This is a genomic window from Cellulomonas sp. JZ18 (assembly GCF_009720485.1).
GTDB lineage: Bacteria > Actinomycetota > Actinomycetes > Actinomycetales > Cellulomonadaceae > Cellulomonas.
The window spans coordinates 212,886-239,778 of sequence record NZ_CP045245.1 but is presented as its reverse complement, the minus strand read 5'-3'; the positions used below and the strand labels follow the sequence as shown (position 1 = coordinate 239,778).

Here is a 26,893-nt window from a genome sequence, read left to right as displayed (position 1 = left end):
CGGCGGTGTCAGGCCCGGCCGCGCACCTGCCGCGCCCGCAGCAGGCCCGCCCCGGCGCCCACCGCGGCCGCCGCGAGGACCACGAGCCCCAGGACGTCCGCACCCGTGCTCGACAGCCGCCGGGACGGCGACGCCCAGCCCCTCGTCGGGGGGTCGTCCGCGCCGGCACCGGCCGCCGGCGGCGTGGCCGGCGGCGAGGTCGGCGGCGGAGCCTCCCCGACGAGGAGCCGCACCGCGGCCGCCGCGGTGTCGTTCGCCGGCTCGGGGTCGGGCTCGCCGTGCGTGGTCGTGCCGGAGAGGACGAGCGCGGCACCGGGCTCGCCGTGCACCGTGCCGACGAGCCGGTAGACGACCTGCTCACCCGGCGCGAGGTCGCCGACCGTGCAGACCAGGGAGCCGACGACGCAGTCCGCGGGCTGCGTCCGCCCGTCGGGCCACGTCACCGCCACGCCGCTGTACCCCGAGTAGCCGGCCGGCAGCTCGATCGTCGCGACGACGTCCGTCGCGAGCCCGGGGCCGTCGTTGCGGACGGTCGCGTCGAGCGCGAACGTGCCGCCCGACGCGACGGTCTGCGTCTGCGGGCCGAGCGTGATGGCGACGTCCGCGGCCGGCGGCGGCACCACCGTCCCGCACACCTGCGCCTGGTTGTCCGCGGCGTCGGGGTCCAGCGAGCCGGACCCGACGAGCGCGGCGTTGCAGAGCTCCGCCCCCGTCAGGCCGGGGTCGACGAGCAGGGTCACGAGCGCCGACGCCGACGCCCCGGGCTCGAGCGTGCCTACCGGGCAGCGCAGGAGCGTCTCGGTGTCGCCCTGCTCGGTGCTGTGCGTCTCCGGGTCCGGGCACACGGCGCCACCGTCGACCTGGGCGGAGACGTAGGTCGTCCCCGGCGGCACCGTGTCCGCGATGACGACGTTCTCCGCGTCGGACGGGCCGTCGTTCGTCACCGTCAGCCGCCACGTCGCCGGCCGCCCCGCCTGCAGGGGGTCCGGCTCGACGAGGGTCTTGACGACCCGGGTGTCGGACACGTGCTGGACGTAGACGGTCTGCGACGTCGTGTTGTTCTCGAGCGTCACCTCGGGCGTGCTCGTCCGGTTCGACGCCGTGCCGGTGTAGAAGCCCTCCGGGGTGTCCTCGGGGATGTGCATGACGACCACCGACGTGGACGCGACGCCGGGCGGCCACGGCTGCGACGGGTCCAGGGGCTCGCAGTGCAGGACGTAGGAGACGTCCTGCCAGGGCACGCTCGTCGGGTCCGCCGGGGGCGTCCTGTCCCACGTGCACGTGTTGAGCGGGACGTCCGCGCTCACGGGCACGAAGCCCGGCGGGAACGTGATGTCACCCGTGGTGCCCCACGCCGCGGACGGTCCGTTGTTGATGGTGGAGCCCGTGATCGTGATGCGGCCACCGGCGGCCGGCGTGGTCGTGCTGACCGACGACGTGATCGCCGCGTCGGCGAGGCGCTCGATGCGCACGGACGCGCTCGCGGTGTTGTTGCCGGGCTCCGGGTCGGTCGCGGGGTCCTCGCCCGCGGGGGGCCGCGACGCGACGGTGGCCCTGTTCACCACGTCCCGCACCGGCTCGAACGGCGACGTCGTGGCGACCACCCGGACGGACACGGACGCGCCGACGCCCACCGCCCCCAGCGCGCAGACGACCTCCTGCCCCGTCGCGGGGTCGCCGCCGGTCACGGTGCAGCCCGGCGACGCCGCCGCGTCGAGCGTCAGGCCCGCGGGCAGCGTGTCGGTGACGACGGCGTTCTCGACGTCCGACGGCCCGGCGTTCACCGTCGTGAGGGTGAACCCGACGGCGCCGCCGGCCTGGGACACCGGGGCGTCGGCCCGCTTGGTCAGCTGCAGGTCGGCCTGCTCGACGACGTCGACGGCGACGGACGCGGCGACCTCGGTCGGGTCTCCCGCCAGGTCCGGGGTCGGCGACGTCGCCGTCGCGGTGTTGAGGACCTGCTCGCCCTCCGCGCTGACGTCGACGACCCCGTACACGGTGACGACGACGGGCTCGGCGCTGCCCGGCCACGCGGCGACGGTGCCCAGCCGGCACGTGACCCGCACCGGGCCGACCGTGCAGGTGCCCTGCGTCGTGCTCGCGGACGTCGGCACGAACCCGGCGGGCACCGGGTCGTCGATGACCACCTGCCGCGCGTCCGCCACGCCGCCGCCCGGCACGTTCGGCACGGACACCGCGAGCCGGTACGCGAAAGGGCGGCCGGCGACGTACGCGGGGTGCCCGTCCCCGTTCGGGTTCGGCACGGTGCCGAGCGCGCTCTTCTCGACGCGCAGGTCGGTGCGCGCCGCCGTCACGGGCGTGGTCGCCGTCGCGACGTTGTTCTCGAGGTCGACGTCCGGCGTGGTCGTGAACACCTCCGTGCGGGCCGTGTAGGTGCCCGGCGCCACGTACCCGGCGAGCAGGAGGTCGAACGCGATCGCGACCTCCTCGCCGGGGGCGAGGTCGGCCCCGTCGATCGCGCAGACCAGCTCGCCGTCGTCGAGCGAGCAGGCCTCGGGCAGCGTGCTCGCGTCGACGGCCGCGTCGAGGTCGATCTCGTGCCGGAACGTCACGTCCCGTGCCAGCGACGGGCCGTCGTTGCGCAGCGTGAACGCGACCGTGCGCCGGGTGCCCGCACCGGCCACCGCGGGGTCGGGCGCCGTGACGACCATGTCCGCGACGAGCACGTCCGCCTGCGCGACCACGGTGCTCGTCGCGGTCGCCACGTCGTTCTCCGGCACCGGGTCGGGGCTCGTGCCCTGGCTCACGACCCGGGCGGTGTTGACGACCGCCGCGCCGTTCGCCAGGTCGGGTGCGAAGCGCACCGCCATGTCCACCGTGACCGTCTCGCCCGGTGCGATGTCGGCCGGCAGGCGGCACGTGACCTCCTGCCCGACGACGGTGCAGTCGGGCTCCGCGGTCGACCCGACGACGCTCGCGCCGAGGAACGTGACACCCGCGGGCAGCGTGTCGACCACGTCCGGCGGCGGCGCGACGAGCTGCTCCTCCTCCGGGGCCGGCGGGTGGTTCGTGACCGTGAGGCGGTAGACGCCGTCGGTCCCGGCCGTGACGGTCGCGGGCGCGGTCTTGCCGAGCGCGAGGTCGACGTACGGCTCGCCCCGCAGGGTCCACGTCGCCGTGTTGTTCCCGGTGGGGCCCTCGCCGGGTGCGGAGACCGTCACCGTCTCGGTGACCTCCGGCCCGCCCTCGAGGACCGTCTCGGCGGTCGTGCGCACCACGACCGTCGCCGACCCGCCCGGTGCGATCGGCCCCGGCAGCGTGCACGTCAGCAGGCCGTGGTCCGGGGCGTCCGGCTGCGGCGTCGTCACCTGGCTCGTGTCGCACGTGCCGCCCTCGGCGGTCGCGCCGTCGAAGCTCAGCACCAGCGGCACCAGGTCGCGCACCGCGACGTCCCGCGCTGCGGAGGGCCCGTCGTTGGTGACCGTGACGGTGTACTCCACGGGGCGCGGCGCCGCGCCGGGCAGCGAGGTCCGGTTCGCCCGCTTCGACACCGCGAGGTCGAACGCGCGCGTCACGGGTGTGGTCGTGGTGGCCGTGTTGTTCGCGGGCACCGGGTCGGCGTCGATGGACTGCACGCTGCCGGTGTTGACGACCTGGTCCGCGGGGAAGTCGGGCGCGACCGTCCCGGTCACGGTGACCGTCGCGGTGCCGCCCGGCTGCGTGCCCCCGCCGCTCGCGGCCGGGAACCCGCGCACGGCGCACACCACCCGCTGCCGGCCGGGTGCGGGCTCGTCCTGCCGGATCGAGCAGGTCCCCCGGTCGCTCGACACGGACGTCGCCGTCACGCCGACGGGCACGACGTCGGTGATCGTCGAGGCGCGCGCGTCCGACGGGCCCCAGTTGCCCGCCACGAGCGTCCACGTGATCGTCGAGCCCGCGACGACGCTGCCGGGTGCGGTCTTCGCCAGCCGCAGGTCGGCCTGCGGGGCCGTCGTCGTCACCTGGGCGCTCGCGCTGTTGTCGGCCGGGTCCGGGTCGGGGGTGCCGGCCGTGACGGTGGCCGTGTCGGCGACGGCGACGCCGGCCCGCAGCTCCGCGGCGAGCACGCCCTCGACCGTGACGGTGGCGGTGGCGCCCACGGCCAGCGTCGGGACGGTGCAGCGCACGCTGCCGCTCTGGGGCGGCGCGCACGTCGCACCGCCCGTGGTGCCGGTCACGGCGCCGAGCGTCAGCTGCGTCGGGTCGGCGACGGCGTCGGTGAGGACGACGTCCTGCGCGTCGGACGGGCCCGCGTTGGTGACCGTGAGCGTCGCCGTCACCGTGGCGCCCGCGGGGGCCGTCGCCGGTGACACGGACTTCGCCACGGACACGTCCGCGAGCCGCGCCACGGCGGCGGTGTCGCTCGCGACGTTCGTGGTGAGGTCGGGGTCGAACGCCGTCGTGCTCACGTCCGCGACGTTGGTGACGTCCGTCAGCGTGCTGCCGGGCGCCGTCCGGCCGTGGATCGTCACCGTGACGGGGGCGCCGACCGGCAGCGTGCCGAGCGTGCAGACGACCTCGAGCGTGCAGGTGACGCCCGGCGGCGCGTCCACCCGCTCGACCGTCACGCCCGCGACCGTGGGGTCGCGCAGCGTGGTGCCGGTCGCCGGGTTGGGCCCGGTGTTCGTCACCGTCACCGTGCTGACCACCGCCCCGCCGGCCGGGACGGGGTCGGGCGTGACGTCCTTCGTGACGACGAGGTCCGCCCGGGCGACGACGTCCACGGCGGCCGGGTTGCTCGCGTAGGTCGCGCCGATGCCGGTGGTGCCCGTGCGGTAGTCGAGGTCGGCCTGGTTCGTCACGGTGGTGCCGCCGGCCGCGTCGTCGAGCGTCACCTGGAACGTGTACGCGGTCCGGGACGTGCCGTCGTCGGTGCAGCCGGTGCCCGAGCAGGCCATCCGGCCACCGGTGGTCGCGGTCGCGCCGCCACCGAGGCGGACGCGGACCGTGCGGGTCGCGGCGTCGTACTCGCCCGCGTCGTCGCCGGGCGCGTCGGTCACGGCCCGCGTCGCCCCCGTCGCCGGCTCGACGACCGCGAGCGAGCCGGGCACGTACGTCGTGCCCGGCGGCAGCACGTCGCGCGAGACGACGTCCGTGGCCGGGTCCTGCCCGGTGTTCGCGTAGTTGAGCGTGTACTGCAGCGTGTCGCCCGGACGGGCGGGCGTGCTGCCGCCGAGGTTCGTGACGGTCTTCGAGGACGCCGTGAAGTCGGGCGCGTACAGGTTGATCGCCATGCCGACGACACCCGGGTAGTACACGTCGCCGTTGCTGCTGAACGTGAAGCGCGCGCTCGTCGCCCCGTTCGGGATCGCACCGGAGGCGCCGAGGTTCTTGATGTCGAACCCGAGCATGTTGCGGTCCGCCGGGGTGCGGCTCTGCACCGACTGGCCGGACAGCCCGTTGGCGCTGTCGAAGAAGTTGGACCCGGGCGACAGGGCGGTCGCGAGCTGGGTGTTCACGAGGCGGGTGAAGTCGCCGGTCTGGGCCAGGTCGCCCTCGTACGCGACCATCGTCAGCTGCGCGTCGACGGTGCCCGCGAGCGGCGCCCGGAAGCCGGAGACGGTGACGCTCTGCGGGTTGCGCGCACCCACCACGTCGAACCCGTCGAACACCGTGAGGTTGCGCAGCGGGATGCCGGGCGCGCTGTACACGACCGTCATGGCCCAGCCCGCGTACCGGTCCGCGCCGGTCGCCGCCTCGACGTCCGCGCCCCAGTACTCGCCGACGCCCGCCTGCTGCACGAGCGAGGTGACGTCGGCGAACCGCTGGTAGGCGCCGTAGCTCGTGCCGTTCGGCCCGAACTGGTCGCGCGCCGCCGTGCTCGCGGCGACCGTCCGGTAGGCGGTGTCGCCGGGGGCGCGCAGCGACATGCGGTCGATCGCGGCCGCGCTGCCGCCGCTGCCGCCCGCACCGGCCTGCAACCGCGCCCCCCAGTACAGCCCCGCCCACAGCACGGTCGACCCGGCGGGCAGGTCGAGGCGCGACATCGACGAGTTCCGGGTGGCGGGGTCCGCGTCCGCGTCGAGGTCGACCATCGTGTAGCCGTTGTTGTCCCGCGCGGCGCCCGCGCGCGCCGCCGCGCAGTCGCCGCCGGCCCGGCACGTCAGCAGGTTGTTGCCGACCGTGACGATCGAGCCGTTCGCGTTGGCCGAGAACTTCGCGGTGAACGGCACCGTGGGCGCCGCCGTCGCGGTCGGCACCGAGCCGACGAGCCCCCCGAGCGCGAGCACCAGCACCGCGACGACCGCGGACCACCTCGTACGCCTGTCCCCCATGACACCCCCCGATGCCAGGCCATTCTCGACACCTCGGGAGGAACCGCACCAGCCCTGGTGCGACCGGCGTCGTCCCGGCGTGGCGCGGGACGGCCCTGGACGTCCCGTCAGCTCGCGAGCACGTACACGATCGCGAACACCGCGCCGAGCACGACCACGGCTCCGAGCCACACCAGCACCCGCGCGAGCTGCCGGGTCCGCCGCTCGTCGCCCCACGGCTCGTGGTGCCCGCTGCCCCTCACGCCGCCGCCCCCGTCGTCATGCCTCCACGGTGCGCGCCCCGGCGGCCCCGCGCACCCGGGGCGCGGCGCGTCAGGACGCGTGCCGGTGCGCGAGCGCCCCGGCGAGGTCGGCGAGGACGCGCTGCGCCTGGGCGACGTCCCCGGGGGTGCCCGGGAGCTCGAGCTCGAGCAGCACCGGGCGGCCCGAGCGGGTCGCGATCTCGCGCGCCGCGTGCTGGTGGTACCGGCCGAGGCTCCGGTTGCCCGACCCCGTCACGCCGACGAGCAGCCCCCGGTTGCGCGCCGGACGAGCCCGCCGGCGGACGAGGAGGAGTGGACGGGCGTGCGGCTCGTCCCGCCCACCCCACCGCACGGCCCGGCCGCGTTGCGACGGACGTCCGTCCCGCCGCCCCCCAACGTCAGCCCAGGCGGTCGCCCGCCAGGCGGGCACCCTCCGTGAGGGACTCCAGCTTCGCCCACGCGATCTGCGGGTGGACGCGCCCGCCGAGCCCGCAGTCCGTCGACGCGACCACGTTCTGCGGGCCGACGCGCGTCGCGAACCGCTCGATCCGCTCCGCCACGAGCTCCGGGTGCTCGACGACGTTCGTCGCGTGCGAGACCACACCGGGCAGGATCACGGCGCCCGCGGGCAGCGTGACGTCGTCCCACACCCGGTACTCGTGCTCGTGCCGCACGTTCGCGGCCTCGAACGAGAACGCGCCGGCGTGCACCTCGAGCATCGTCGACACGATGTCCGCCATCGGCAGGTCGGTGGTGTGCGGGCCGTGCCAGGAGCCCCAGCACAGGTGGAAGCGGATGCGGTCCTTCGGCAGGTCGCGCAGCGCGTGGTTGAGGGCCTCGACGCGCAGCGCGGTGAACGCGAGGTAGTCGTCGAGGGACGGCTCGGGCTCGATCTGGTCCCAGTTCTCCGCCATCGACGGGTCGTCCACCTGCAGCACGAGGCCGGCGTCGAGGATCGCGCGGTACTCCTCGCGCAGCACGTCGGCCCACGCGAACAGGTAGTCGCGGTCGGTCGCGTAGTACTCGTTCGCGAGGCGGGCGGCCGAGCCCGGGGCGATCGAGGTGATGAAGCCGGTCGAGGCACCGGTGGCGTCGAGGGCGGCGCGCAGGTTCGCGACGTCCGCGGCGATGGCCGTCTGGCCCGTGTACGTCAGCGGACCCGTCGCCTTGGGGAAGTTCGCGGGAGCCTCGCCGGACATGACCCCGGAGTCCGGGTCGCGGTACGCCTGCGCGAACCGCTGCTGGTCGCGCCGGTGCAGGAACCCGGTGGTGCGCAGGTCGCCCGGGGACGACAGGCGCTGCTCGGTCGCCCAGGCCATCGACGTGTCGAGCTCGAGCCCGCCGGTGCGCTGGAACGAGTACGACCACCACGCACCGAAGTCGACCGCGCTGCTCATCGACTTCCCGTACTCGCCGTCGCCCGGGACGGTGATGCCGAGGTCCACCTGCCGCTGCACGAGCGCGACGACCTGCGCCCGCAGGAACTCGTCCCAGTCCTCGCGCCGCTCCCCCGCCGCGCGCGCGGCGTTCGCGGCGATGAGCTCGGGCGTGCGGGGCAGGGAGCCGGCGTGCGTGGTGGCGATGGGGGTGCTCACGTCGCGTGATGCTACGTCGCGCCCGCGGAGGTCCCGGACGCGGTCCGTCGTGAGGTCACGGGCGGGGACCGACAAGTCATCCGATGTCGTGACTTCTCACCCCGCGCTGCCTAGCGTGGGCCCGGCGACGTGAGCATCGCGACCGCGGCCGTCCGGCCGGGGCCACTCATCGTGGAGAAGGGGGCACCTCGTGTCAGCTCGACGTCCCACCGCCACCCTCGCCGGGGCCGCGGCCCTCGCGCTCGGGGTCACGGCACTGCTCGTCCCACCCGCCGCCGCGGCCGCGCCGGCCGCCGACCCCGCCGCCGATCCCGCCGCTGAGCTCACCACCGGGCTCACCACCGGGCTCACCGCCGAGCTCGCGCACGGGCGCCCCGGCACCCCCGACCGCTTCGCCCGGACGGTCAGCGCGCGCGCCGTCGTGCGCCACCTCGAGGCCTTCCAGCGGATCGCCGACCGCCACGACGGCAACCGCGCCGCCCTCACGTCCGGCTACGAGGCGAGCGCACGGTACGTCGAGCGCACCCTGCGCCACGCCGGGTACCGCACGTGGCGCGACCCCTTCACGTTCGAGCGCGAGGTCGTCGACGCCGCGACCCTCACGCTGCCCGACGGCTCCACGGCGGACGTCGACCAGATGGAGTACGCGCCGAGCACGCCCGAGGGCGGTCTGACCGCCGCGGTCGCGGTGCCGGACGACCCGTTCGGCTGCACCACCGAGGCCTGGGGCGACGCGGACCCGACCGGTGCGATCGCCGTCGTCAGCCGCGGCGGCGACTGCCCGTTCTCCGCGAAGGCGACGGCGGCGGAGGCGCTCGGGGCCGTGGGCGTCGTCGTCTACAACAACGCCGAGGGGCTGTTCGCGGGGACGCTCGGCGCGGAGGGCGTCGTCGCCGTCCCGGTCGTCGGGCTGTCGCAGGCCGACGGGCAGCGGCTCGTCCAGGCCGCGCAGAGCACGGCGGTCGAGGTCACCCTCGACGCCCGGGTCCACTTCGAGGAGGTCGAGAGCTTCAACGTCCTCGCCGAGACGCGGGCGGGACGCGACGACAACGTCGTCATGCTCGGCGCGCACCTCGACAGCGTCGAGGAGGGCGCGGGCATCAACGACAACGGGTCGGGCTCCGCCGCGATCCTCGAGGTCGCGGTGAAGCTGGCCAAGGAGCGGCGCCTGAACAACACCGTGCGCTTCGCGTGGTGGGGTGCCGAGGAGCTCGGGCTCGAGGGGTCGACGGCGTACGTGCGCGAGCTCGCCGAGCAGGAGGGGGAGCTCGACCGGATCGCCACGTACCTCAACTTCGACATGGTCGGGTCGCCCAACTACGTCATCGGCGTCTACGACGCGGACCAGTCGACGTACGAGGCACCCGTCGAGGTGCCGCCGGGCTCCGCCGAGACCGAGGACGTGCTCACCGGGTACTTCGACCGGATCGGTCAGCCGTGGGTCGACACCGAGTTCTCCGGGCGCTCGGACTACCAGGAGTTCATCCTCCGCGGCGTCCCGGCGTCCGGTCTGTTCACGGGCGCCGACGACATCAAGACCGAGGAGGAGGTCGCGCTCTTCGGCGGCACCGCCGGCATCCCGCACGACCCGAACTACCACTCCCCGCAGGACGACATCACGAACGTCGACCACGACGCGCTGCGGATCATGACGCGGGCCATCGCGTACGCGACGTACTCGCTCGCGCAGGACACCTCCGCGATCAACGGCGTCTCCGGCCCCGGCGACCAGGGCGGTCACGGCTGGCCGGGCAAGCCGGGCCGGCCGTGGTGGCCGAGCGGGGAGCGCAGCACGCAGCCCCTGCCGCTCGACGACGCGGCCTGACGCGACGTCCGCGACACCGGCCCGGGCCCGCCACGTCGGCGGCCCGGGCCGGGTCGCGTCGGCACGTCGTCGCGGGGGCCGGTGCCCCGTCAGGCCCCCGACGCCGCCGGTGCGCCGATCCGCGGGAACGGCGTGAGCGAGAAGACCACCTCGACCGGGACGTCGAAGAACGCGGCGATGCGCAGCGCCAGGTGCAGCGACGGCGCGTACTCGCCCCGCTCCAGGTACCCGACGGTCTGGTAGTGCACGCCGAGCGCGTCGGCGAGCTCACGCCGGCTCACGCCCCGCTCGGCGCGGAGCACGGCGATGCGGTTGTGGACGGCCTCGCCGCCCTGCTGCGCCACGCTCAGCCCGCCCGCTGCAGGTGGGCCTGCAGGCGTGCGGCCATGGCGCCCGCGGTCTCCCGCTGCGTCAGGCGGCGCAGCAGCAGCGGTGCGACGACGAGCCCCGCGACGGCCCACGCGCCGAGCACGAGCGCCGCGATCCCCGGGTGCCAGGCACCGCCGATCTCCAGCGCCTCCGCGCCGGGCGGCAGCGTCGTCGAGCGCAGCCCGTGCGCGAGCCAGTACAGCGGGAAGCCCTGGACGGCGCCCTGCGCCCACCCGGGCAGCCCGGTGGGCGGGCCGAAGACGCCGGACACGAACGCGAGCACCACCACGGGCGCGACGCCGAACGGCAGGACGCGGCTCGGGCGGCCGCACAGCGCCCCGATCACGACGCCCGCCGGCAGCACCGCGAGGGTCCCGAGCAGCAGCCACCCGACGAGCGCGGCCCAGCCGCCCGCACCCTGGTGCATCGGGTTCCCCAGCAGGAACGGCCACGGCAGCAGCAGGATCGCCAGCATGGGCACGGCACCGAGCGCCTGCCCGGTCACCATGCCGACGGTGTACGTCGTCGTGCCGCGCGGCGTCGCGCGCAGCCGCAGCACGGTCCCGTCCTCCACCTCCGTGGCCAGGCCGAACGCGGGCCCCAGGGTCATGCCGAACATGATGGTGGCGGCGAGGATGCCGGGCAGGGCGAGCTCGGGGAGCGTCAGCCCGTCGGCACCGGCGACCGGGGTGTCCCGCTGCGTCCACAGGTAGACCAGGACCGCGACGCCGATGACGGCGTTCCAGCCGACGTCCTCCGGCGAGCGGAGCATGTGGCCGAACTCGGTGACGCCGCGCCGCAGGCCCAGGCGCACGGCCCAGGTGCGCGGGCTGCCGGTGCGCGTGGCCGCGCTCGTGCGGGCGGCAGGGGTCGTGGCGCTCATCGCCGGGCCTCCGTGCGGGTCGGGGCGTCGGGCGCCGGTCGGGTCCCACCGGCCTCGTGCCGGCGGACGATCTCGAGGTACGCGTCCTCGAGGCGCGCGTGGCGGACCTCGAGGTCCTCCACGGGCTCGGGGCCCGCGAGCAGCGAGCGGCTGAAGCCGACGGGGTCGTGCGTGCTGTGCAGGTGGCGGGTGCCGCCGGACGTCCAGCGGACCTCGCTCGGGCCGGCCACCTCCCGCGCGAGCGCCTCCGGGCTGCCGTCGGCGACGATGCGCCCCCCGCGAGGACGAGGATGCGGTCCGCGACGACCTCCGCCTCCGCGAGGTCGTGCGTCGTCAGCAGGACGGTCGTGCCGTCGTCGTCGACGACCTCGTGCAGCAGCTCGTGGAACTCGCGGCGGGCCGCCGGGTCCAGGCCGGCCGTGGGCTCGTCGAGCACGAGCAGCTCCGGCCGTCCGACGAGCCCGATCGCGACGTCGAGGCGCCGCCGCTGCCCGCCGGACAGGGTGCGCACGCGCTGGGAGCCGGCGCCGGCGAGGCCGACGCGCGCGAGCAGCTCGTCGGTCGCACGCGGGCCGCGGACGTCGGCGTAGGGGCGGTACGCGGCGGCGAGCTGGTCGAGCAGCTCCCGCACGCGCCAGCGGCGGTGGTCGCGCCACGACTGCAGGACGACGCCGACGCGCGCGCGCCAGGCCTCGTCGGCCCGCTCCGGGTCCGCCCCGAGCACGCGGACCGTCCCGGCGGCGCGGCGGCGGAAGCCCTCGAGGATCTCGACGGTCGTCGTCTTGCCCGCGCCGTTGGGGCCGAGGAGGGCGACGACGAGCCCCTCGGCGACGTCGAACGAGACGCCGTCGAGCACCGCACGCCCGTCGTAGGACATGCGGAGCCCGTCGACGTGGATCGCGGGGTCGGCTGAGGTCGGCATGTAGTAGGTGTACTACATGCCGACGTAGTCTCGCTACCCCTCGTCGTTCTTGCGCTACGCCTCCGCGCCGGCGATGTTCACCATCCAGTGGGTGCCGAACCGGTCGGTGAACATGCCGAACTCGTCGCCCCACGGCGCGCGGTCCAGCGGCATCACGTTCGAGCCGCCGGCCGACAGCCCCTGGTACCAGCGCCGCAGCGTCCCGGCGTCCTCCGGCCCGCCGCTCAGCGACACCGTCACCGAGGAGTCCGACGGCAGGTCCATGTCCGGCGGCGCGTCCGACGCCATGAGCGTCAGCCCACCGGGGACGTCGAGCTGCCCGTGCATGACGCCGTCACCCGCCTCCGGCATGCCCGACTCGGCGAACGTCGAGATCGCGGGCGTGCCCCCGAGCACCGACGCGTAGAACTCGAGCGCCTCGCGGGCCTGCCCGCGGAAGCCGAGGTAGGGGTTCAGGACGATGGCCATCGGGTCCTCCGGGGTGCTCCGTGCGCACGCGGTGTGCGCTCCCCCGGTCAGACGAGCGACGACGCGCGAACTCATCGGGGTCGCGGCAGGGTGGTCCGGACGGCCCCGGCAGGACGGCTCCGGCGGCCCCGACGACGCGGGAGGCGCGGTGGCGACCGACGGCCGGCGGCTGTGGGCGATGGTGCGGCGGTACGGGCCGATGGTCGTGGCCGCCTCCGGTCAGGTGACCGCGTACCTGCGCGCGCACCCCGAGGTGGCCGTGCCCGTGCGGCAGCGGCTCGAGTCGTGGAGCGACGCCGTCCTCGCGGCGCAGCGGCGCAGGTCGCGCGAGGGGCAGGTCGCCGCGACCATCGACCTGGTCACCCGGCTCGCGGCGGACCGGCAGCCCGACGACGCCGTGCAGGCGGAGGCGTGGGACGGACGCGCCGACCGGCTCCGGCAGGCGCTCGACCTCGCGCTGGCACGGTCCGGGGCGGCGCGCCGGCAGATGCTCGAGCGCGTCGCCGCCGAGGCGGACGCGCTCGCGGCGGAGGTGTTCGACGCGCTCGTGGGCCCGGGGGCGGACGACGGTCCGGCGGGCGACGGCGTGCCGGGGCGGACGCTGCCGCAGGCGTCAGGGGCAGGCCGGGCACGGTGGCGGCGCGGGCGGCGGGCGATCGGGCCGGGCGGGGGAGCGGGCCGGGCGGCGGGGCGGAGCCCGGCGGCGTCCCGGGGCCGGGCGGCGGGCCGGCGCCGGGCGGCGTCCCGGGGCCGGACGGCGGGGCGGAGCCGGGCGACGTCACGGGGCCGGACGCGGACGGCTGACGACGGGCGGACGCGCACGCACGGCCGGCGGGCCCACCGCCGGTGCCGGGGCCGACGACGGCTCGGGGCGCCCCGCCGTGCTCAGAACCCGGGCAGCGGCGCCGCGAACGCCGTCGCCCCGGCCGCGACCGTCGTCGCCACGACCAGCAGGCGCAGGAACGCGCTGCGCGCCCGGCTGCCGGACCGCTGGCCCGCCTCCGGGTGCGTGACCGTGACCGGGCGCAGGTCGGTGCGCGCGCGGACGGCACGACGCCGGGCGGCCCGCGTCGGCGGGCGCAGCGCGGCCGTCGTCAGCATCTCCGGCGGCTGCGTCCCGCCCAGCCGCACCCCGAGGTACTGCACCAGGCCGCTGACCTCGGCCGGGGTGAGCCGCGGCGGCAGTGCGCGCAGGTGGCCCGGCAGCACCGTGCGGCCGACGAGCGTCGCGCCCGCGACCGTGACGGCGGCGTCCGACCGGTCGCCGAGGCAGAGGACGGCACGGACGGCGGTGCGGTGGCGGGGGGCGAGCAGCGCCGTCACCGCGGCCGCGGCCTCCGACGCGCGGGCGACCTGGGCGGTGCGCACCTGGTCGCCCACGCGCAGCTCGCCGTCCGTGACGCTCACGTCGCCGGCCCACGACTCGGTGTGCACGACGATGACGCCGCCGGGCCCGACGACCACGTGGTCGATGTTCGCGAGCGGACGTCCCGGCCAGTGCACGTCGTGCACCGACGTCCACCCCTCGGGCTCCATGCCCGCAGCGTGGCGGCGACGAGCCGCTCGGCCGGCACGTGCTCGAGCCACGGCTGCTGCGCCACGTGCCGGCGCTGCGCGGCGGTGCCGACGGCCGCCGTCCGCGAACCCGCCTCCGCGCACACCGGAGACGCGTTCGTCGCGCGCCGGTGCGTCTCGCGCCCGGCGCCACCCGCGGTCGTCATGCCCATGACCTCTTCATCGGACGAGGGGCTTCCTCTCGTGAGGGTGCCCAGCGTCACGCCGCCCTGCAAGCCGATACCCGGGAGCGGTCCCCGGCAGGGACCGGACGACGCCCGTCCGCGGCCGGGGACGGCCCGCCGCCGTTGTCGGTGGTCGCCCGTAACGTGCGTCACATGGACGTCATCCTGGTTCCCGGGTTCTGGCTCGACGCGTCGTCGTGGGACGCGGTCACCCCACCCCTGGTCGCCGCCGGCCACCGCGTGCACCCGGTGACGCTGCCGGGCACGGAGGACGGCGCCGACCTCGCCGCGCACGCCGCGACCGGCCTGCGGGACTGGGTCGACGCCGTCGTCGCGGTCGTCGACGGGCTCGAGGGACCGGTCGTCCTCGTGGGGCACTCGGGCGGCGGGACGGTGGTCCACGCGGTCGTCGATGCGCGGCCGGACCGCGTGGCCCGGGCCGTGTACGTCGACAGCTGGCCGACCGGGCACGGTGGCGTCATCAACGACGAGCTGCCGGTCGTGGGGCACTCCGTGCCGCTGCCCGCGTGGGAGGTGTTCGAGGACGCCGACCTGACCGACCTCGACGACGCCCTCCGCGAGCGGTTCCGCGCCGTCGCCAGGCCGGTGCCCGCACGCGTCGCGAGCGACCCGCAGCAGCTGTCCGACTCGCCCGCGCGCTACCGCGTCCCGGTCACGGTCGTCGCGTGCGAGTTCCCGTCCGCCGAGCTGCGGCAGTACCTGGAGGGCGGCGCGCCGATGTTCGCCGAGCTGGCGACCGTCGAGGACGTCACCTACGTCGACCTGCCGACCGGGCACTGGCCGCAGCTGACGCGCCCGGAGGACCTGGGCGAGGTGCTGCGGACGGAGGTCGACCGCACGGCGTCCTGACCCCGCGCACACGTCCGATCTGCCCGTACGCTCCCGTTCTCGCGCACGAGCACGTACCCTCCCCCCGGGCGTGGCGAGCGCGGCGCCGACGAGCAGGGGGAGCACAGCATGTCGGTCACGACGACGACGTCCACGCCGTGGCGCACGCGCGCGGCGGTCGGTGCGGCGTACGCGGCGCAGGGTTTCGGGTACGCGACGGTGGTCACGGCGCTGCCGGGGCTCAAGGCGCGCACGGGCATCGACGACGCCACCATCTCGGTCGTGCTGCTCCTCGGCGCGCTGCTGGCCGCCGCCGGGTCGGTGACCGCGGAGCGGGTCGCCCTGCGCTGGTCGAGCCGGGCGGCGCTCGTCACGGGGCTGCTGCTGCAGGCCGCGGGTCTGGCCCTGGTGACGAGCGCGACGTCGGTGCCGCCGCTGGTCGGCGCGTTCGTCGTGTTCGCCGTCGGCCTGGGCATGGTCGACGCGTCGACGAACATGCAGGGCGTCCTCCTGCAGCGGCTGGCCGGACGCTCGATCATGTCGACGCTCTTCGCGTGCCTGACCGCGGCGGCGATCCTGGCCGCGCTGGCGCAGGCCGCCCTGGCGAACCTCGGTGCGACGACGGGCGCGGTCGTCGCGCTGCTCGTGGCGGCGGTCGTGGCCGCGGCCGTCGCGCTGACCATCCGGAGCAGGCTCATCCCCGCGCCACCGCGGACGCCGCGGCGTCGGCGGCCTCGGCGAGCGCTGCGCCCGCCGCCTCGGCCGGGGGTCGCTCGCGTGCACCGCTGCCGCGGGCCGGCATCTGGGTGTTCGGGTCGATGGTCGCCGTCGCGTTCGTCGCGGACTCCGCGGTCAGCAGCTGGAGCACGGTCTACCTGGCCGACGACCTGGACGCCGCCGCGACGGTCGCCCCGCTCGGGTACGCCGCCTACCAGGCGGCCGTGCTGGTGTCGCGTCTCGTCGGCGACGCGCTGGTGCGCCGGGTCGGGCGCGCGAAGGTCGTCGGGGTGACCGTGCTCGTCGCCGTCGCCGGGCTGGGCCTCGTCGCGCTCGTGCCGTCGCCGGTCGCGGCCGTCGTCGGGTTCGCCCTGGCCGGTGTGGGCGTCGGCGCCCTCGTGCCGCAGGCGTTCTCGGTCGCGGGCGAGCTCGCGCCCGACCGTCTGGACGAGGTCATCGCGCGCATCAACCTCTTCAACTACGTCGGCGCGCTGCTCGGCGCCGTCGCGCTCGGCCTGCTCTCCGAGGGGCCCGGGCTCGGCCTCGCGTTCCTCGTCCCCGCGCTGCTCCTCCTGCCGGCCGTCGCGGTCTCACCCCGGTTCGGCGGCAGACCCGCCACCGGCGCGGCGGGCGCCGCGGGGGCCGCCGCCGAGTCCGTCGCACCTCCGACGACCCCGATCTCGGCGGCGGCGGAGGCGCCGGGGCCGACCGAGCGCGACCGGGGCTAGCGGCCGGACGCCCTCTTCCCGACACGCAGCGCAACCGTCACCTCAACCGAACCCGCCGACCCGCTGTCGGAGCGGCCCGAGCAGACGCCTCCGTCCCGGCCGCCCCCGGACCCGCTCCGCGCCCCCGTCCGGCGGCGTGGCGCCCCCGTGTCCGCGCCCCGCACCGTCCGGGGTGTTCGGGTGCTCGTCCCGCGCCGCGCTCATGGATCGCTCCCTGCCGGCCGATAGGGCCGTGAGCAGGGAGGACTTCCACATGCCCGCAGGGGACTCCGCCGCGAGCGAGGCGCAGCGTCAGCTGCTGCTCGCGTCGGCGCACGAGAAGGCAGCGGCGGACGCCCGTCGCGCGGCGGCCAGCTACGGCCTGGCGTCGGCGACCGAGCAGCGCACCGCGCGCGCCCTCGCACCGCTCGCGGCCGCCGGCTACCACCTGCTCGCCGACCGGCAGTGGCCGGGCAGCCGGCGGGCGCAGGTCGACATGGTCGTGATCGGGCCGGGCGGCGTGTTCGTCGTGGACACGAAGGCCTGGGCGGAGGTGTCGATCGTCGGCGACCGGATCCACCGGGGCGACGCCGACGTCACGGACGAGCTCATGGCGCTCGCCGACCTCGCCTACCGCACGGAGGGCGAGCTCGCCGAGGTGGGGCTCGCACCCGGCGAGGTGCACGCGGTCGCGGTGCTCGCGGGACGTTCCGGCGTCGACGAGCGGGTCGGTCCCGTGCGCGTGGTGGGCGAGCGCGACGTGCTGCAGCTGATCGCGCGGCACGGCCGCCGCCTGACGCAGGCGCAGGTCGACGTCGTCCTCACGCACGCGCTCGGCTGGTTCCGTCAGGTCGGCGCACCGGCCCCCGTCAGCACCACCCTGCCGGAGCCGGTGCTGCCTCCGCCGTCGGCCGCTCCCCTCGTCCCGACGCCGCGCCCCGCTCCGGACGCGGCGACGACCCCGCTGCCCGTCCCCGACGACCCGTCGACGTTCACCATCGAGCCGCTGCTCGACGAGGCGACCGTGCAGGCCGCCCTCCTCGACGGGCTCATGGCGGCGCCGGTCGAGGAGTGGATGGCGTTCCTGCACCCCGCGCAGGCGCGCGTGGTCCGGCGCTCGTTCAACGGCCCGTCCCGCATCCGCGGCGCGGCCGGCACCGGCAAGACGGTCGTCGGCCTGCACCGCGCCGCCTACCTGGCCCGCACGCGGCAGGGCCGTGTGCTCGTCACGACGTACATCCGCACCCTCCCGGACGTGCTGCGCCAGCTGCTGACGCGGCTGGCGCCCGACGTCCTCGACCGGGTGGAGTTCGCGGGCGTGCACGAGACCGCGAAGCGGATCCTCGACGAGCGCGGCGTGCAGTGCCGCATCGACGGCAAGCAGATCGCCGCCGCGTGGACCACCGCGTGGGGACGCGTCGCGGGGGGCAGCATCATCGACACCGACCGCCACGAGCAGGACTACTGGCACGACGAGGTCGTGCACGTCATCAAGGGCCGCGGCCTGACCCGCTGGGAGCAGTACGCGGACCTGCCGCGCCTGGGCCGCCGGCACCGGCTCGGCCCGCAGCAGCGGCGGGTCGTGTGGGACCTGTACCAGGCCTACGAGGCGGAGCTGCGGACCCGGGGCGTCCACGACTTCGCCGACCAGATCGCGCTGGCCGAGGCCGAGCTGCGCCGGCAGCCGCCCGCGGAGCCGTACACGGCGGTCGTCGTCGACGAGGCCCAGGACCTGTCCTGCGTGATGATCCGCATGCTGCACGCGCTCGTCGGCGACGGGCCGGACGGCCTCACGCTCGTCGGGGACGGGCAGCAGACGATCTACCCCGGCGGCTTCACCCTCGCCGAGGCGGGCGTGTCCGTCGCCGGGCGCGGCACCGTCCTCGACGTCAACTACCGCAACACCGCGGAGATCCTGCAGTTCGCGTCGACGCTGGTCGCCGACGACGAGTTCGCCGACATCGAGGGCGCCACGGCTCGCGGCGACCGCCCGACCCAGGTGCCCCGCCGCGGACCGAAGCCCGTGTACGTGCGCTGCGCCGACCCGGCCGACCGCGAGCGCCGCATGGTCGCCCGCGTCCAGGAGGTCGTGCACCAGGTCGGCACCGGGTACGGGGACGTGGGCGTGCTGTCGCTGTCGCGTCGTGGAGTCGACGAGGCGACGGCGGCGCTCACGGCGGCCGGCATCCCGGTGGTCAACCTCGAGCGGTACGACGGCGTGCCCGTCGACGCCGTCAAGGTCGGCACGATCAAGCGCGCGAAGGGCCTGGAGTTCAAGCAGGTCCTGCTCGTCGACGTGTGGGCGTCGTGGTTCACGCAGAAGCCGGAGCAGCTCGACGAGGTGGAGCGCGAGCGCCGCGAGTACCGCTTGCGCGAGATGTACGTGGCGATGACGCGGGCGCGCGACGGGCTGTGGGTGGCGTCGGTCTGACACGGGTCGGACGTCACCCCCACGAGTGCGCGAGCACCACCCAGCGACCGTCGTCCTCGCGTCGCAGCTCGAGGTACACCGTCATGACGAGCGGGGCGGCTGCCTCGAGCGTGACCGCGCCGGTCTGCACGTCCTCATGCGTGACTGTCTCGAAGCGCTCGACGTCCAGCTCGACAGTCCACGTGACCCCGTCCTCGTGCGGCCCCGCGCGCGTCCCGAGCACCGTTGTGCTCATCGTCCGCTGCGGATCGTCCGAGCTGAGACGCCACCGCTTGTACACAGCCACAGCACCCTCGCACCACCTGCTCTCCGGGGAGCACATCGGTGCCAGATGACGTTCGTCCTGGTAGGTCACGGCGTGGTCGCGCAGCGCCATGAAATGCCGACCTGCCGCGACGGCACCGCGGTGATCGTTGCGGGCCATCTCGGGCGCCGGCTCCGGCACAGCCACGACCGCATCCGAGCGCGCGGCTGGGGCCGCCACCTCGTCGGCAGGTCGTCCCGCTCCTCCCTCGCCGCCGCGCCGACCCGCGCCGCTCCCGGCCGTCTCCTCGGCAGGGTCGGATGAGGGTGCGGCAGGGCCGTCACGCAGAGCACGCGTGATGTGCCGCTCGGACGGCGCCGCCGGTGGCGCGCAGGCAGAGACGGTGAGCGCCACGAAGACGGCGAGCGCGCCAGCGAGAACGCCGCGAGGGGACTGGCGCAGGGATGGGTGGGACATGGCGAGGGGTCTCTCTTCCCGTGAGGCTGGACGTCGTCGTCCGAGGAGCGGTGGACGTGCCAACGGTCAGGTGAGCGGCGTGGAGGTCACGTCCAGGACGACCCAGCCGGTGAGCCGGTGCGCGAGCTCCATCTCGTACCGGACGGGACCACCGCCGGTCTGAGTGGTGGTCGCGCCGGTGACCTCGCTGACCCGCTGCGTCGTCAGCTCGTGCTCCGCGTCGACCCGGACGCGCCACGTGCCCCGCAAGGTCGGCTCGGCGTGGACCTGGTCGATCGCGTGGTGCGACGTCCGGCTCTCGACCGGCCTGTCCGCGGGGACAACCGACCGGAAGCCGAGTGCCTCTGCCTGCTCGGCGCACCACGCGACGTCAGGCGCGCACATCTCGGTCAACGACGCCACGTCGCGCGTCTCGACGGCGTGGTCGTACAGGTCGAGGACGTGCGCGGCGGCGAGCTGGGCGGCGTCGCCGGTGGGCGCGTTCATCGCCGGAGCCGGCACCGGCGCGTACGGAGGACTGAGGAGTTCGAGGGGGCGGCGCTCGAGCCGCCGTCGGGACGGCCGGGTGCGTCGCGCCGTGCGGCGGCTGCGTCGGACGAGGCGGTCGCGTCGGCGGGAGAGCTGTCGGCACACGCCCCGGCGAGCAGGGTGAGGGTCACGGCGGCGACGGCGACGGACGCGACGGACCGGATGGGAAGAGGCATGCGGGGAGCCTCGCGTCACGGCGTCGCCGGGCGCGGTCGGCGGGCGCTGATCCGTGGACGAGCGCCGGTAGGGCCGGGGCTGTGGACGGTTCGACACCCTGCGGACGTGCGCGCCCGCGGACGACGACGTGTCGGTCACGCGTCCGCGTGCCTCGACCCTCAGCCGACGCTGCACGGGTCTGCCCGCCGCACGAGGGAGGCCGTCCCCCAGGTGCCCTGGGAGCGCTGAGCGGCAGACGGTCACGTGTGCACGGGGGCTTCCCCCGTGGCGGTCGCGGTCAGTTGCCGCTGAGGAGCGCGGCCGGCCTCAGCGGCAGTCGGGCGGTGTCGGGACGGCGGTGCAGAGCTCGGCGACGAGCTTGCTGGTGCGCTCGACGACCTCGAACGGGGTGCTCGTGGTGGTGGTCTGCGCGGTGCCGTCGACGTCACGCCACGCGGTCGAGCCGGCGACCTGGTAGCGGCCGGACCACTCGGTGGTCAGGGTGATCCGGCGGGTGCCGAGGTCACGGTAGACGTGGAAGGTGTCGAAGGCCGGGTACGGCGAACCGGGGTCGGTGGTGACCAGGGGGCGGGTGCCGTCGCCGAAGTCGTACGTGAACCGGGTGGGCGTGGCCTCGACCGTGACCTGGTAGCCCAGCAGGTCGGTCGTCAGGGTCACCGGGGAGGGGTCGGTGTAGACGATCGTCTCCTTGTTCACCAGCACCCAGTCCGCCGCCGGCTGCACGTTGAGGACCGGCGCGGGCAGGGGCAGCCGGCGGAAGTCCTCGGCGGTGAGGACTGGAAGGATGTCAGCCCCGCAACCCCCATTGTCGATCTGCTGCCACTGCCCCCACTCGGACGTCGGCGTGGCGCGTTCGCGCCGCCACATCGGGAGCAGGACCGTGTCTTCGCCGCAGTCGTACGCGCCCGAGGGGTTCGCGCCGGGCGCGCAGCTGCCGTCGCCGTTCCCGATCACCCAGACTCCAGCTGCCTCCCGGCATGCAGCGGCACGCTGGTACTCGGCGAGCCGCACCTCAGGAGCGGCGCCCTCGTTCCGCTTCGCGAGTTGCTGCGCGCGCCAGGCCGTGAACTCGAAGTGCCCTTCTGCGCTTCCCCTGCCGTTCCATCCCTGACCTGCCCCCGAGGAGCCAGTTGCGGCGGACAACGCGACCACCACCGCCACCAGGGACACCCTCAGACCGACGCCAGTCACTCCTGCCCCGCAGGGTGCAGCCCGACCGAGTCGATTCGCCACGCCCCCTCTAGCCACGTCATGGCAAAGTCGAAGTCATACACCGCCTCGGGGTTGCTCGAGACGACCGTGCCGGCTGAGTCCAGTTCCACTCCTTCTCCCTGCTTCACGCGCAGTCGCGCCGAGTACCACTCCCTATGGGAGAGCTCTATGCCCTCGGCGCTGAGAACTTCGACCGAGGCGCCAGTCGTGCTGTTCCCGGCGTCCAGCATGCGTTGCACATCGACACGAGACTCCGAGCAGAACTCGCATGTGGGTGCCGACATCGCATCCCACTCCGTGAAGTCGCCAGTGACGTACACGTACGGGTACAGCGAGATGAAGTACGACGCCGCCGCAGCCGCGCCGTCGGCGCTCGGCGTCGCCATCGCCTCCGGACGCGTGGGCGGGACGCTGAGGTCGACCGTCGGCGAGGGGGTCGGCGTCGGACGCGCCGTCTCCGTGGCGGGCGACGGTGGCTCGGGCGTCGGCTCGGTCGGCTCGGCGCGCGTGCACCCGGTCACGAGCAGCCCGACCAGCAGCCCCGCGGACACAGCTCTGCCCCAGCGTCGTCGCCCCTGCATGCCCGGAAAGTACCGGTTGGGCACAGCCCGCACGCCAGCGCTGCCCACCCTGTGGATGCGGTGTCGGCGCCGGCGCCTACAGTCGTGCTCGATCAGGAAGCTCGGCCTCACGTCCTCCGGCGCGGCCGACTGGCAACCGCGCGAGCGCACGGTGCCCCCGGAGGAAGATCCGCCCGCGCCGCCCGGCACGGGAAGACGCTCGACCTCCGCGGGAGGACCCATGGCCGCACCGTTCGACATCGAGACGCCCCTCGGCGCACCCGAGACCGGCTGCGTGTGCGAGGAGCCCGGGCACGTGCCCGCCGCGCGGCGGGTGCGTGCCGCCGTGTCCGCGACCGGTGAGGCGTACCGGCTGGCCGGGGTGGACGGCGACGTCGTCCTCGCCGTGCGGTCCGGCGGCACCACCGTCCGCTGGTGGGTGCACGACACCGGGCCCTTCGCGGAGCACGCGGCGTCCGCAGACCCGACGGTCCGCCTGCACGACGGCGGCGTCGTCCGCGTCGGCTCGCGGTACCGCAGCGTCGCGACGGACGGCGTCGCGTCCCCGTGCGTCGAGGGTGTGGTCCGCCCGACCGGCACCCGCTACGCGTTCCTGCTCCGCGCGCTGCCGCCCGACCCGACGCTCGTCGCGGTCTTCCCGCACACGGCGTCGCTCTACCGGCTCGACCCGCCGATGCGCACGCGCTGGGGCCGGTACGACCACGTCGTCGTCCTCGCGCAGCACGACGAGCGGGGCGGGCGGACGCAGGTCTTCCCGTCGGACGCGGACGCGGTGATGTCGCCGGGCGACCTGCCCGGCAGCCACACCGGCGGCACGGACCACGTCGAGGCGCTCAACCGGGCCGGCTACGAGGTCGTGCTGGAGCCGGTGACGCCGGACCGTCCTCGCACCTGACCTCCCACCGCGTGAAGCGTTGTGGACGCCACGTGACCACAACGCTTCACGCCGAGACGCGGCGGCGGGGTGGCGGCGACGCGCAGCTCGCCGCCCCGGCCCGTCCTACGCCAGCGGGCCCAGCACCTCCTGCGGCTCGCGGTCGACGACCAGCCGCGACAGCGGCCCGAGCAGACGCTTCTCCTCGTACCGGAAGTGCGTCTCCATGATCGCCTCGATGCCGTCGAGGTGGCGGTGGAGGGTGGCCGCGTCGTGGCCCGCGTCGACGGCCTGCTGGAGCGAGCCGAGCAGCTGGGCGAGCACGCTGTGGTCGCGCGTGAGCTGGGCGAGCACGTCGGCGAGGGACGGGTCGAGCGCGAGCAGCTCGGGGAACATGACGTCGTCCTCGCGGCGGTGGTGACCGTCGAGCGCGGCGCAGAAGCCGGTGCAGAAGAGGCGCAGGTCGGCGGCGAGGCGCGGTGAGGCCGGCTGCTCGCCGGCGTCGTCGATCGCGTCGCGCGCGATCTGGAGGCTGTCACGGAGTCGGGCGTGGACGTCGCGGAGCTGACGGTCCCACGCGACGAGGCGGGAGCGGTCGTCGGAAGGCATGTGCGCACGACCGTAGGGGCGGCGCACGGGCGGACGGAAGAGCCGGCGCCCGCACCCGCGGCGCAGCAGAGCACTCTGGGCGCGACGCGCACTGCCCACCGACGCGTCCGTCCGCGCCCACGAGCACGAGCCGCCGGACGGCCCGAAGCCTCAGCCCGCGAGCGCCGCCTTCAGGAACGCCACGTCGTCCGCCTGCCCCTCGCCCGGGGTCTCGACCACCGCGTCGCACCCGGCCTCGCGCACGACGTGCGCGATGAGCTCCGGCGGGATGGTCCCGGTCGCGAAGTTGGCGTGCCGGTCGCGGCTGGACCCGTGCTCGTCCCGGGAGCTGTTCGCGTGCACGAGGTCGATGCGCCCGGTGATCGCGGTGAGCCGCTCGACGATCGTCTCGAGGTCCTCCCCCGCCGCCCATGCGTGGCACGTGTCGAGGCAGACGCCCACCTCGTACTCGCCGATCGCGTCCCAGAGCATCGCCCAGCGGTCGAGCGTGCGGGCGCAGGCGTTCTCGCCGCCGGCGGTGTTCTCGACGAGCACCGGCACGGGGAACTCGGCGCGCGCGAACGTCTTGCGCCAGTTGTCGATGCCGACCGCGATGTCGTCGCCGTCGCCGACGTGCCCGCCGTGCACGATGAGGCCCTTCGCACCGAGGTCGGCGGCCGCGGCGGCGTGCTGGGCGATCATGTTGCGGCTCGGGATGCGGATCCGGTTGTTCGTCGACGCGACGTTCACCAGGTACGGCGCGTGCGCGTAGATGCCCAGGCCGGAGTCGATCAGCGCGTCCGCGTCCGGGCGCCGCACGGGCTTCTTCCAGCCCTGCGGGTCGGCCAGGAACAGCTGCACGGCCTGCGCGTCCACCTCCGTCGCGGCGGCGATCGGGTCGTCGCCGCGCACGTGGGCGCCGATGAGCACCACAGCAGCCTCCTCACAGGGGGTCGGGGTCGCGCCAGGCTAACCCGCTCCACCGACAGCCCGCGGCCCGCCGTCCACCCGCCGGTTCCCCCGAACCGGATTTGCACGGAGTCCTGACAAATCGGTCGCGGTGTGGTGTGCTCCGGATGTCCGTTCTCGTTGCTCAAGGAAGAGGAACACTGCATGGACCCGTCCACGCACGCCCCCACCACCAGGAGAGGCCGCGCCCGCGTCCTCGCCCTCACGGCCGCCGCGCTCACCGCCGTCGCGACGGCCGGCGCCCCGTCCGCGTCGGCGGCGGCACCCGACACCCTCGCCCGCCACGGCACGTCCGACCCCACCCTGGGCGCCAACGTGCTCGTCTTCGACCCGTCGATGCCCGTCGCCGACATCCAGGCCCGCGTCGACCAGATCCACGCGCAGCAGGTCGATGCCGAGATGAGCACCGACCGGTACGCGCTGCTGTTCCTGCCCGGCGAGTACGGCACGCCGGAGCAGCCGCTGCAGATGAAGGTCGGCTACTACACCGAGGTCGCGGGCCTCGGCGGCTCGCCGTCCGACGTCGTCGTCCACGGCAAGATCGAGACCTACAACCGCTGCCTCAACCCCGACCCCGCGAACCCCAACTGCATCGCGCTGGTCAACTTCTGGCGGACGCTGTCGAACCTCACGCTCGACATCGACGGCACCGGGCAGGACGACTGCCGCCGCACCGCGAACTTCTGGGCCGTCTCGCAGGCCGTCTCGGTGCGCCGCGTCGACGTCCGCGCCGACGAGGGCGACCCCGGCTTCTCGCTCATGGACTACTGCACGGCCGGGCCGCAGTACGCGAGCGGCGGGTTCATCGCGGACTCGCGGTTCGGGGACGTGACCAACGGGTCGCAGCAGCAGTGGCTGACGCGCAACAGCGTGGTCCGCAGCTGGTCGAACGGGGTGTGGAACCAGGTGTTCTCCGGCGTCGAGGGGGCGCCGGACGACTCCGAGTTCCCGAACCCGCCGTACACGACGCTCGACGAGACGCCGCTGAGCCGCGAGAAGCCGTACCTGTACGTCGACCAGCGCGGACGCTGGCACGTCCGGGTGCCGCAGGCCCGCGAGGGCACCCGCGGCATCAGCTGGGCGGACGGCATGACCCCCGGCCGGTCGGTGCCGCTGCGCGACTTCCACGTCGCGAAGCCGGGCGACAGGATCCAGACGATCAACGCGCAGCTGGCCCGCGGCAAGCACCTGCTGCTGACGCCGGGCGTGTACGACGTCGCGCGCAGCATCGAGGTGAAGCGGCCGGGGACGGTCGTGCTGGGGCTCGGGCACGCGACGCTGACGTCGGCGGGCGGGGCGGTGCCGCTGCGCGTCGCGGACGTGCCGGGGGCGATCGTCGCGGGCGTGACCATCGACGCCGGGCCGCAGGAGTCGCCCGTGCTGCTGCAGGTCGGCTCCGCCCCGCGCGGGAACGGCCACGGCAACGGCCACGGGCACGGGCGCGACGGGCAGGACCTCGACCGCGGCCGGCCCGGCCACGACAAGGGCCGGCGTCTCGACCCCATCACCCTGAGCGACGTGTACTTCCGCGTCGGTGGCCCCCACCTCGGCTCCACGGACGTGGCGCTGCGGGTCGACGCCGACGACGTCCTCGTCGACCACACGTGGGTGTGGCGCGCCGACCACGGCGTCGAGGGCTTCACGGAGGGCGTCAACGGCGACACCGAGCGGTGGCGCACGAACGTCGGGCGCACGGGCGTGGTCGTCACGGGTGACGACGTCACGGCGACCGGCCTGTTCGTCGAGCACTTCCAGCAGCACAACACCGTGTGGGAGGGCGAGCGCGGACGCGTCGTGCTCTACCAGAACGAGCTGCCGTACGACCCGCCGACCCAGGCCGACTGGACCGAGCCCGACGGCACGCTCGGCTGGGCGGGGTACAAGGTCGGCGAGCGCGTCCGGGAGCACCAGCTGTGGGGCGGCGGCGTCTACGTCTTCAACCAGAACAACCCCTCGATCGTCACGGAGAACGGGTTCGAGGTGCCGCAGCGGCCGGGCGTGCGTCTCACGCACGTCATGACCGTCAACCTCAGCGCCGGGACGATCCGGCACGTGGTGAACGGGGTCGGCGGACAGGTCGACAACTCGAACACCGGCACGCCGGCGTACGTCGTGGAGTACCCGCCGCGGAGCTGATCGGGCTGCCGCTGGCGGGGTGCCGAGCCCCGTCGGTGCGACACGGAGGGCCGCGGACCGAGACGTCCGCGGCCCTCCCGTGCTC

Annotated in this window: 21 protein-coding genes, 2 pseudogenes and 1 riboswitch; of the genes and pseudogenes, 7 read left to right on the top strand and 16 right to left on the bottom strand. The window is 75.2% G+C overall.

What is annotated here, in order from left to right; genetic code table 11:
* Nucleotides 1-8: 8 nt before the first annotated feature.
* From GC089_RS01090 to GC089_RS01080, 4 genes are all read right to left on the bottom strand, one after another.
* Nucleotides 9-6,275, bottom strand: a complete 6,267-nt coding sequence (locus GC089_RS01090) for a DUF11 domain-containing protein (protein WP_155376127.1) — start codon at nt 6,273-6,275, stop codon at nt 9-11.
* 107 nt (nt 6,276-6,382) lie between these two features.
* On the bottom strand, nt 6,383-6,517 hold the full coding sequence (locus GC089_RS19565) for a hypothetical protein (RefSeq protein WP_255449033.1): 135 nt from the start codon (nt 6,515-6,517) through the stop codon (nt 6,383-6,385).
* A 70-nt stretch (nt 6,518-6,587) separates the two neighbouring features.
* Nucleotides 6,588-6,869: a class Ib ribonucleoside-diphosphate reductase assembly flavoprotein NrdI gene (locus GC089_RS18655; RefSeq protein WP_255449032.1), complete on the bottom strand. Its 282-nt coding sequence runs from the start codon at nt 6,867-6,869 to the stop codon at nt 6,588-6,590.
* A 46-nt stretch (nt 6,870-6,915) separates the two neighbouring features.
* A complete protein-coding gene (locus tag GC089_RS01080) occupies nt 6,916-8,112 on the bottom strand; it encodes a cobalamin-independent methionine synthase II family protein (protein WP_155376125.1) in 1,197 nt (398 codons plus the stop codon).
* A gap of 190 nt (nt 8,113-8,302) precedes the next feature.
* Between GC089_RS01080 and GC089_RS01075 the strand changes: the two genes are divergently transcribed.
* Nucleotides 8,303-9,937 carry a M20/M25/M40 family metallo-hydrolase gene (locus tag GC089_RS01075; protein ID WP_155376124.1) on the top strand — a complete coding sequence of 545 codons (1,635 nt, stop codon included), beginning with the start codon at nt 8,303-8,305 and terminating at the stop codon, nt 9,935-9,937.
* Nucleotides 9,938-10,026: 89 nt separating this feature from the next.
* Here GC089_RS01075 and GC089_RS18305 read toward each other — a convergent pair whose 3' ends face one another.
* From GC089_RS18305 to GC089_RS01050, 6 genes and pseudogenes are all read right to left on the bottom strand, one after another.
* Nucleotides 10,027-10,281 carry a helix-turn-helix transcriptional regulator gene (locus tag GC089_RS18305; RefSeq protein WP_196250775.1) on the bottom strand — a complete coding sequence of 85 codons (255 nt, stop codon included), beginning with the start codon at nt 10,279-10,281 and terminating at the stop codon, nt 10,027-10,029.
* A 2-nt stretch (nt 10,282-10,283) separates the two neighbouring features.
* Complete coding sequence (locus GC089_RS01065) at nt 10,284-11,189, bottom strand: ABC transporter permease (protein ID WP_155376122.1); 906 nt, start codon at nt 11,187-11,189, stop codon at nt 10,284-10,286.
* Nucleotides 11,186-11,419: a hypothetical protein gene (locus GC089_RS19800; RefSeq protein WP_230684973.1), complete on the bottom strand. Its 234-nt coding sequence runs from the start codon at nt 11,417-11,419 to the stop codon at nt 11,186-11,188. Before GC089_RS19800 ends, GC089_RS01065 begins: the two co-directional genes overlap by 4 nt.
* 149 nt (nt 11,420-11,568) lie before the next feature.
* A pseudogene (locus tag GC089_RS19795) lies at nt 11,569-12,066 on the bottom strand (ABC transporter ATP-binding protein); the annotation flags it as partial.
* Between the two features lie 99 nt (nt 12,067-12,165).
* Nucleotides 12,166-12,579, bottom strand: coding sequence for a VOC family protein (locus GC089_RS01055; RefSeq protein ID WP_155376121.1), 414 nt, complete (start codon nt 12,577-12,579; stop codon nt 12,166-12,168).
* Nucleotides 12,580-13,464: 885 nt separating this feature from the next.
* The gene (locus GC089_RS01050; protein ID WP_155376120.1) at nt 13,465-14,115 is read right to left on the bottom strand and encodes an NERD domain-containing protein; all 651 of its coding nucleotides are present in this window, start codon (nt 14,113-14,115) and stop codon (nt 13,465-13,467) included.
* Nucleotides 14,116-14,471: 356 nt separating this feature from the next.
* Between GC089_RS01050 and GC089_RS01045 the strand changes: the two genes are divergently transcribed.
* The 4 genes and pseudogenes from GC089_RS01045 (at nt 14,472) to GC089_RS01030 (ending at nt 19,022) form a co-directional block, all read left to right on the top strand.
* On the top strand, nt 14,472-15,188 hold the full coding sequence (locus GC089_RS01045) for an alpha/beta fold hydrolase (RefSeq protein WP_155376119.1): 717 nt from the start codon (nt 14,472-14,474) through the stop codon (nt 15,186-15,188).
* Between the two features lie 108 nt (nt 15,189-15,296).
* A pseudogene (locus tag GC089_RS01040) lies at nt 15,297-15,872 on the top strand (hypothetical protein); the annotation flags it as partial.
* A 113-nt stretch (nt 15,873-15,985) separates the two neighbouring features.
* Nucleotides 15,986-16,612: an MFS transporter gene (locus tag GC089_RS01035; RefSeq protein WP_155376117.1), complete on the top strand. Its 627-nt coding sequence runs from the start codon at nt 15,986-15,988 to the stop codon at nt 16,610-16,612.
* Nucleotides 16,613-16,844: 232 nt separating this feature from the next.
* Nucleotides 16,845-19,022, top strand: a complete 2,178-nt coding sequence (locus tag GC089_RS01030) for a nuclease-related domain-containing DEAD/DEAH box helicase (RefSeq protein WP_230684972.1) — start codon at nt 16,845-16,847, stop codon at nt 19,020-19,022.
* A 13-nt stretch (nt 19,023-19,035) separates the two neighbouring features.
* On the opposite strand, the gene GC089_RS01025 is transcribed toward GC089_RS01030, so the two are convergent.
* The 4 genes from GC089_RS01025 to GC089_RS01010 all read right to left on the bottom strand — a co-directional run bounded on the left by GC089_RS01025 (nt 19,036) and on the right by GC089_RS01010 (nt 22,265).
* Complete coding sequence (locus GC089_RS01025) at nt 19,036-19,473, bottom strand: hypothetical protein (RefSeq protein WP_155376115.1); 438 nt, start codon at nt 19,471-19,473, stop codon at nt 19,036-19,038.
* Nucleotides 19,474-19,809: 336 nt separating this feature from the next.
* Nucleotides 19,810-20,229 carry a hypothetical protein gene (locus GC089_RS18300; protein WP_196250774.1) on the bottom strand — a complete coding sequence of 140 codons (420 nt, stop codon included), beginning with the start codon at nt 20,227-20,229 and terminating at the stop codon, nt 19,810-19,812.
* A gap of 525 nt (nt 20,230-20,754) precedes the next feature.
* Nucleotides 20,755-21,402, bottom strand: a complete 648-nt coding sequence (locus tag GC089_RS01015) for a hypothetical protein (RefSeq protein ID WP_230684971.1) — start codon at nt 21,400-21,402, stop codon at nt 20,755-20,757.
* Nucleotides 21,403-21,635: 233 nt separating this feature from the next.
* Nucleotides 21,636-22,265, bottom strand: a complete 630-nt coding sequence (locus GC089_RS01010; RefSeq protein WP_155376113.1) for a DUF6318 family protein — start codon at nt 22,263-22,265, stop codon at nt 21,636-21,638.
* 66 nt (nt 22,266-22,331) lie between these two features.
* Nucleotides 22,332-22,445: riboswitch (SAM riboswitch) on the top strand.
* A gap of 16 nt (nt 22,446-22,461) precedes the next feature.
* Between GC089_RS01010 and GC089_RS01005 the strand changes: the two genes are divergently transcribed.
* On the top strand, nt 22,462-23,136 hold the full coding sequence (locus GC089_RS01005; RefSeq protein WP_155376112.1) for a hypothetical protein: 675 nt from the start codon (nt 22,462-22,464) through the stop codon (nt 23,134-23,136).
* 105 nt (nt 23,137-23,241) lie between these two features.
* Here the strand turns inward: GC089_RS01005 and GC089_RS01000 are convergent, their stop codons facing one another.
* Nucleotides 23,242-23,724: a hemerythrin domain-containing protein gene (locus tag GC089_RS01000; protein ID WP_155376111.1), complete on the bottom strand. Its 483-nt coding sequence runs from the start codon at nt 23,722-23,724 to the stop codon at nt 23,242-23,244.
* Between the two features lie 150 nt (nt 23,725-23,874).
* Entirely contained in the window at nt 23,875-24,636 is a 762-nt protein-coding gene (locus GC089_RS00995; protein ID WP_230684970.1) for a deoxyribonuclease IV, read from the bottom strand.
* Between the two features lie 180 nt (nt 24,637-24,816).
* Between GC089_RS00995 and GC089_RS00990 the strand changes: the two genes are divergently transcribed.
* The gene (locus GC089_RS00990; protein ID WP_155376110.1) at nt 24,817-26,808 is read left to right on the top strand and encodes a glycosyl hydrolase family 28-related protein; all 1,992 of its coding nucleotides are present in this window, start codon (nt 24,817-24,819) and stop codon (nt 26,806-26,808) included.
* Nucleotides 26,809-26,893 lie beyond the last annotated feature (85 nt).

Bases quoted from the DNA above. Each gene is read 5' to 3' on its own strand.
- GC089_RS01005 (WP_155376112.1), top strand. From the start codon at position 22,462: ATGGCCGCACCGTTCGACATCGAGACGCCCCTCGGCGCACCCGAGACC.
- GC089_RS01090 (WP_155376127.1), bottom strand. From the start codon at position 6,275: ATGGGGGACAGGCGTACGAGGTGGTCCGCGGTCGTCGCGGTGCTGGTG.
- GC089_RS01045 (WP_155376119.1), top strand. From the start codon at position 14,472: ATGGACGTCATCCTGGTTCCCGGGTTCTGGCTCGACGCGTCGTCGTGG.
- GC089_RS01055 (WP_155376121.1), bottom strand. From the start codon at position 12,579: ATGGCCATCGTCCTGAACCCCTACCTCGGCTTCCGCGGGCAGGCCCGC.
- GC089_RS18300 (WP_196250774.1), bottom strand. From the start codon at position 20,229: ATGAACGCGCCCACCGGCGACGCCGCCCAGCTCGCCGCCGCGCACGTC.
- GC089_RS01050 (WP_155376120.1), bottom strand. From the start codon at position 14,115: ATGGAGCCCGAGGGGTGGACGTCGGTGCACGACGTGCACTGGCCGGGA.
- GC089_RS00990 (WP_155376110.1), top strand. From the start codon at position 24,817: ATGGACCCGTCCACGCACGCCCCCACCACCAGGAGAGGCCGCGCCCGC.
- GC089_RS01065 (WP_155376122.1), bottom strand. From the start codon at position 11,189: ATGAGCGCCACGACCCCTGCCGCCCGCACGAGCGCGGCCACGCGCACC.
- GC089_RS01035 (WP_155376117.1), top strand. From the start codon at position 15,986: ATGGTCGCCGTCGCGTTCGTCGCGGACTCCGCGGTCAGCAGCTGGAGC.
- GC089_RS01000 (WP_155376111.1), bottom strand. From the start codon at position 23,724: ATGCCTTCCGACGACCGCTCCCGCCTCGTCGCGTGGGACCGTCAGCTC.